The organism is Paraburkholderia sp. RL18-085-BIA-A, assembly GCF_046027075.1.
Taxonomy (GTDB): domain Bacteria; phylum Pseudomonadota; class Gammaproteobacteria; order Burkholderiales; family Burkholderiaceae; genus Paraburkholderia.
Map to the genome: position 1 here is coordinate 1 of NZ_JARESU010000276.1, position 5,147 is coordinate 5,147.

Here is a 5,147-nt window from a genome sequence, read left to right on the forward strand (position 1 = left end):
GCGTCCATCACATCAGAACCAACATCGCCAGCACAAGGGGCTGAACAACCGGGCGGAAAATTCGCACCAGCCGACACGGCTACGCGAAAAGGTGATGCGCCGCTTCAAATCAGCGGGTCACCTGCAACGCTTCGCTTCGGTCCACGACCAGGTCGCCAGAATCTTCATGCTTTGCCGCTACCACACCGACGCAAGGAAAAAGCGGGCGCTACGCACCCAGGCCTTCGAGGCCCGGGAAAGCGTGACGTGCGCTCCAATGCTGGAGCGTATTGCACGCTTAAATTAGGTTTCCTTACGTCATTCATGTTCGGCCGCTCGTCAACCGATAACTTGACAGTGCCCTCGCGGCGTTGTTGGTCCCGTACTAACTTCCAACTTCTGACGGGTTACGCCGACGGATACGCTTTTAAAGCCGCCCCAGATGTTGCTGTTGCCATAGCGCCAATGCGGACATGGCCAGGAATAAGCCGAGCGTTGCAGCCGTACCGAAGTTCAGCCCGTTTGTGGGCACGTCCTGTAAGCACTATCGGCGATCGTCCAGCGATATTTTTCTTCTGTATCAGCTTAAAAATCGCGTTCCGGTTTTGGTATTGGCCTTTGGTCCGGTACCACGGGAAGCAGCATCCACGCGGGAGGGTGTCTTGGACCGGGCATGAACCCGCGTGCAACGAAAAAATTAGATGCTAGACTGGATTTTGTCTGGCGGCCGGGCTTCCCGGACCCGCAGCGTTGCGAGGTCCCCTCGCTCACGCGTAACGCAATAAATCAATAAAGGTATGCAAAATGCCGGAGACGCACACTTTGGCCGACCGCAAGGCCGCTGGCCGTTTCGCACGCCAGCATGCGCCGCGCTTACAGAATGCGACGATTGGCGTTGTTGATCGCGATCCCCTCACACTATTACGGGAGAACAGTGCGGGCCGTGTAGAAGCACTGCTCCCGCTGCGCTATGGCCGCATGTCTGTGTCGCCGTTTACATTCTTTCGGGGCAGCGCAATTCTCCAGGCTCACGATCTGGCCAAAACGGCCAATTCCGGGATTGCCTTTCCGATCTGTGGCGATGCTCATCTGATGAACTTCGGCGGGTTTGCGACGCCAGAGCGCCAACTCGTCTTCGACCTCAACGATTTCGATGAAGTCGCGCCCGGACCGTGGGAATGGGACGTCAAACGGTTCATGGCCAGTCTGGCGATAGCCGGTGAGCACATGGGCATTGACCGTGGATCAATCAAGGACGTCATCTCGACGGCTGTACACGAGTACTGCGACCGAATGCATAAGTACGCGGAATGCAGCGCGCTCGAACTATGGCACGAGATCGTGACATTTGACAGGATGATCGAGGCTGCGGCCACGGCCGAAGGGAGACAGCTGATCATCCGGGTGATGGAAAAGGCGGCCGCCCGCACGCACGAAAGCATGCTGGGCAAGATGGCCGTGCTGCGAGACGGTCGATGGTGCATTCAGGACACCCCGCCAGCCCTGTTTCATCCCGGCGGCCCTAACTCGCTGCTTGGAAAGGATCAGAAATGGTCGGACGCCAGCGAGTGGAAAGGCAAGCTCGCCCATGCATTCGATGCCTATCTTCAAACGGTTTCACTGGATCGCCGTCAGCTGATCGACCAGTTCGATCTTCATGACATTGCGTTCAAGGTTGTTGGCGTCGGCAGTGTCGGCACATTCTGCCTGGTGCTGCTGTTCGTCGACGATCATGGCAAGCCACTCTTCCTGCAGGTCAAGGAAGCACGCCAGTCGGTGATTGCGCGTTACTTTGAAGGTAACGGGCCGGCTCACCACGGCGAACGCGTGGTGACCGGTCAGCGGCTGCTTCAGGCAGCGAGCGATTCTTTCCTCGGCTGGACGACCGGTCCTGCAGAACGGCACTTTTATTTCCGCCAGTTACGCGACATGAAGGTCTCTGCCGAAGTGGAGCGCATGAGCAGCACGATACTCCGAGGGTATGCACGCATGTGCAGTTGGGCGCTGGCGCGCGCCCACGCCAAGGCGAGTGGGAAAGCTGTCGAAATCGCGTCTTATCTGGGCAGTGGCAGCCGCATCGCGGAGGCGCTCACTGAATACGCGTTCGCCTACGCTGAGCAGAATCGGAAGGACTATGACACGTTCATGCGCGCATGCCGATCAGGCAAGCTTGAGGCTCGAAGCGACGAGGACATGGCCGCAGACTTCCACGTCTGACAGATTGATGTCGAAGGGTGCTGTCACGTGGTTGGCAAGTCAACGCGAGTGTGGTGACAATGGCGGCCATGAAACGAACTGCCCAACCGCACCGCACGCCCGCCAGCTCCGCTATTTCGTATGCGGGATACCGCTTCCCGCCCGTTGTGATCAGCTACGCGTTGTCGCTGTACTACCGTTTCCCGCTGCGCCTGCGCATGGTCGAGGAACTGCTGGCGGTTGTGGTGCAAACTCGGTAGGCTGGCGATAAATCGCTCTTGCTTCGGATACCTCATCGAGCTGAAAGAACCGCCATCCAGATCGAGGGCGAAGCGGTATCTTTGAGGTGCATGCTGGTGAGATCGAACTGGCCTTTGCGAATGCGATGCATCAGTTCGATGCCAGAGAGGGTAACGGCGGCGCTGCGGAACCGCTTGAACCCGAGCATCACGTTCACCCGCGCTTTGATGTGGCGGTGATCCTGCTCAACCAGGTTATTCAGGAACTTCGAGGATCGCAATTTCGTTCACCTGGGTAGCGACTCGTCGGTCTTCATCTCGCGGACCGCCCGATGAGATGCCGCGTAACCATCCAGCGTGATCGTTTCAGGAGCGCGTCCCTGAGTCCTGATTGCCTTTGCGAAGAACGCCTTTGCTGCCGCCACGTCCCGCCTGGCGCTGAAGCGAAAATCGATCGTCTTTGCCGCCCGGTCAACGGCCCGGTAGAGATAGGCCCATCTGCCGCGAATCTTCACGCAGGTCTCGTCGACTCTCCACGACTGACCGGCTGTCGTAGTCAACCGATTCCAGCGTTTGACGAACTCCGGCGTGTAGCGTTTCACCCAACGCAGGATCGTAGTGTGGGCGAGGGACAGGCCGCGCTCAGCCATCATCTCGACAAGATCACGCAGACTGAGCTTGTAGCGCAGATACCAACGCACGCAAAGGACGATGACTTCGCGGTCGAAATGACGCCCGTTGAACAACCATTCGAGATCTTTCAGCTTACTCATTGGCTCGTGGTCGTCAAAAGCTCGAGAGTAACAGAACAAGGCGCCGGAATTTGCACCACAACCGACGGCGGCGTGTGTGTCGCCCGCACCTACCTGGGGCGCTTCCAACCCGGCGGAATACATAAACCGACAGCACGACACCGCTGCGCGCCTCGCCCGCCCGTGCCCTATCCGCGAACGGTCCCCAGACGCGATAGTTCTACCGGCACACACCGCACGTAGCACATCCCTGCTTCTGGCGCGTAACAGGCGTGTCACTACAGAAACACAAATTCTGAAACTCTGTCTTTCGAGACCCCGGACGAATTGTCACAGCCATAATCCTTACGCCGGTTTCATGAAAACCGGCTTATCTCGCGCTGCAACGGTGCGAGACACAAAAACAGCATTGAGGATGACAGGATAACTATGAACAAGAGACACATTTGCGGCGGGATTCTCGCATTGCTTGCCGGAGCAGCCCACGCCGATGAGATCAATGGCGACAGCGTCACGCTGTACGGAATACTCGACGTTGCAGTCGGGACCGTAGAACACAGTGCGAATGGAACTTCGCAGGGGGCGATCACCGTCAACCCGGAAAAAGTGCCGACGGCCTACCCGCATTCCGTCACGGGAATGTTCAATGGGGGCATTTCGGACCCTCGCTGGGGGATTCGAGGTAACGAAAACCTGGGTGGCGGACTGCACGCTTTCTTCGACCTGGAATCAGGCTTCAACCTGCCGTCCGGCCAAATCAACAACGGAGCCGCTTCCATTGCCGGTGCGAACAACACGACCAGCGGGGCATCGGCGCTCGACGGGCAGCTGTTCGACCGGGGCGCGTTCGTCGGACTCCGGCATGATACCTACGGCAGTCTGGCGTTCGGGCGAACGACTACGCTCGGCTACGATACGCTCCTGAATTACGATCCGTTGTCCTTCGCGGCGTTGTTTTCTCCGTTGGGGTACTCGGGCTCGTATTCGGCCGGCGGCATCACCGAGGGTTCGCGTACTGACAACAACGTCAAGTACACGAACAAAATCGGCGATTTCAAGATCGGTCTTTCATATAGCTTCGGCGGTGTGGCCGGCAACTTTGGCGACGGCTCTACATTCGGCGCGGATCTTGGCTACGAAGCGCATCAACTGGCCGTTGATGCAGGCTACTACTACGCCCGCGATATCGTGCATTCGGGGGCGCTGGTGGGGGTGAATCCGGTGGGCAGTCCGCTAATCGGCAACAATGTCGGTACATTGACGCTCAACAACGACGAGGATCTTTACCTCGCGGCGAAGTATTCATTCGGCGCGCTCACGGTCAAGGGCGGCTATGAGCGTTACGAGATCAAGCCGCCAAGCGACCCGGCTGCCGCCGGTGCAACGACTGATTACTATGGATTCCAGGGCTCGCTTGTGAACACGGCCAACGCCTCCAAGACCAACGTGTATTTCTTCGGTGGCGACTACAAGATTACGCCGACATTTGATATTGCCGCCGGCTTCTACGATACGCAGCTCATGCAGAGTGCACACGTTGCAGGTGGCAACCAGCTCGAATACTCAGTGCTGCTCGACTACAACCTGAGCAATCGTACCGACCTCTATGTCGGGTACATGTTTTCGAAGTTCAACGGCTCCGAGTTTATCGGCGACGAGCCGACCAATTACGTTGCGGCAGCTGGCATCCGCACGTTCTTCTGATTGTCAACTGGTTCCTGGTTTTGCGGCTGTGCGGCTCGCATGATGCCAGCGACATTCGCGAACCTCGAAGCAGGATGGATCGTTCCGAAAAATGGCGGCTACCATGTTGTCGAATAGGATAATAGAGTCAAGAATGCCAATTGACATGGCGCGTCAGTTCATGGCGCGCTGCGCCGTCGATGAACTGCGTGCCCTGCGATGACGCTCAGCAGTAGTGGCGCAGGTTGTCGGGTAGCTGGGCGCGGTCACCCGCGTCCAGCCCCCTCAGAACCGTGCC

Annotated in this window: 3 protein-coding genes and 2 pseudogenes; 4 read left to right on the forward strand and 1 reads right to left on the reverse strand. The window is 58.1% G+C overall.

The genetic code is table 11. The features are described 5' to 3' along the window. From P0D89_RS50800 to P0D89_RS50810, 3 genes and pseudogenes are all read left to right on the forward strand, one after another. The coding region (locus tag P0D89_RS50800; RefSeq protein ID WP_408370457.1) for a DDE-type integrase/transposase/recombinase at window positions 1-286 on the forward strand (286 nt) is incomplete at its 5' end. Window positions 287-783: 497 nt separating this feature from the next. Further along, window positions 784-2,196, forward strand: coding sequence for a DUF2252 domain-containing protein (locus P0D89_RS50805; RefSeq protein WP_408370459.1), 1,413 nt, complete (start codon window positions 784-786; stop codon window positions 2,194-2,196). Window positions 2,197-2,264: 68 nt separating this feature from the next. Continuing rightward, window positions 2,265-2,414: pseudogene (locus P0D89_RS50810) on the forward strand (IS6 family transposase); the annotation flags it as partial. Window positions 2,415-2,467: 53 nt separating this feature from the next. On the opposite strand, the pseudogene P0D89_RS50815 reads toward P0D89_RS50810, so the two are convergent. Further along, window positions 2,468-3,187 (reverse strand): annotated as a pseudogene (locus P0D89_RS50815) (IS6 family transposase). A gap of 444 nt (window positions 3,188-3,631) precedes the next feature. On the opposite strand from P0D89_RS50815, the gene P0D89_RS50820 reads away from it, so the two are divergent. After that, complete coding sequence (locus P0D89_RS50820) at window positions 3,632-4,870, forward strand: porin (protein ID WP_408370460.1); 1,239 nt, start codon at window positions 3,632-3,634, stop codon at window positions 4,868-4,870. Window positions 4,871-5,147 lie beyond the last annotated feature (277 nt).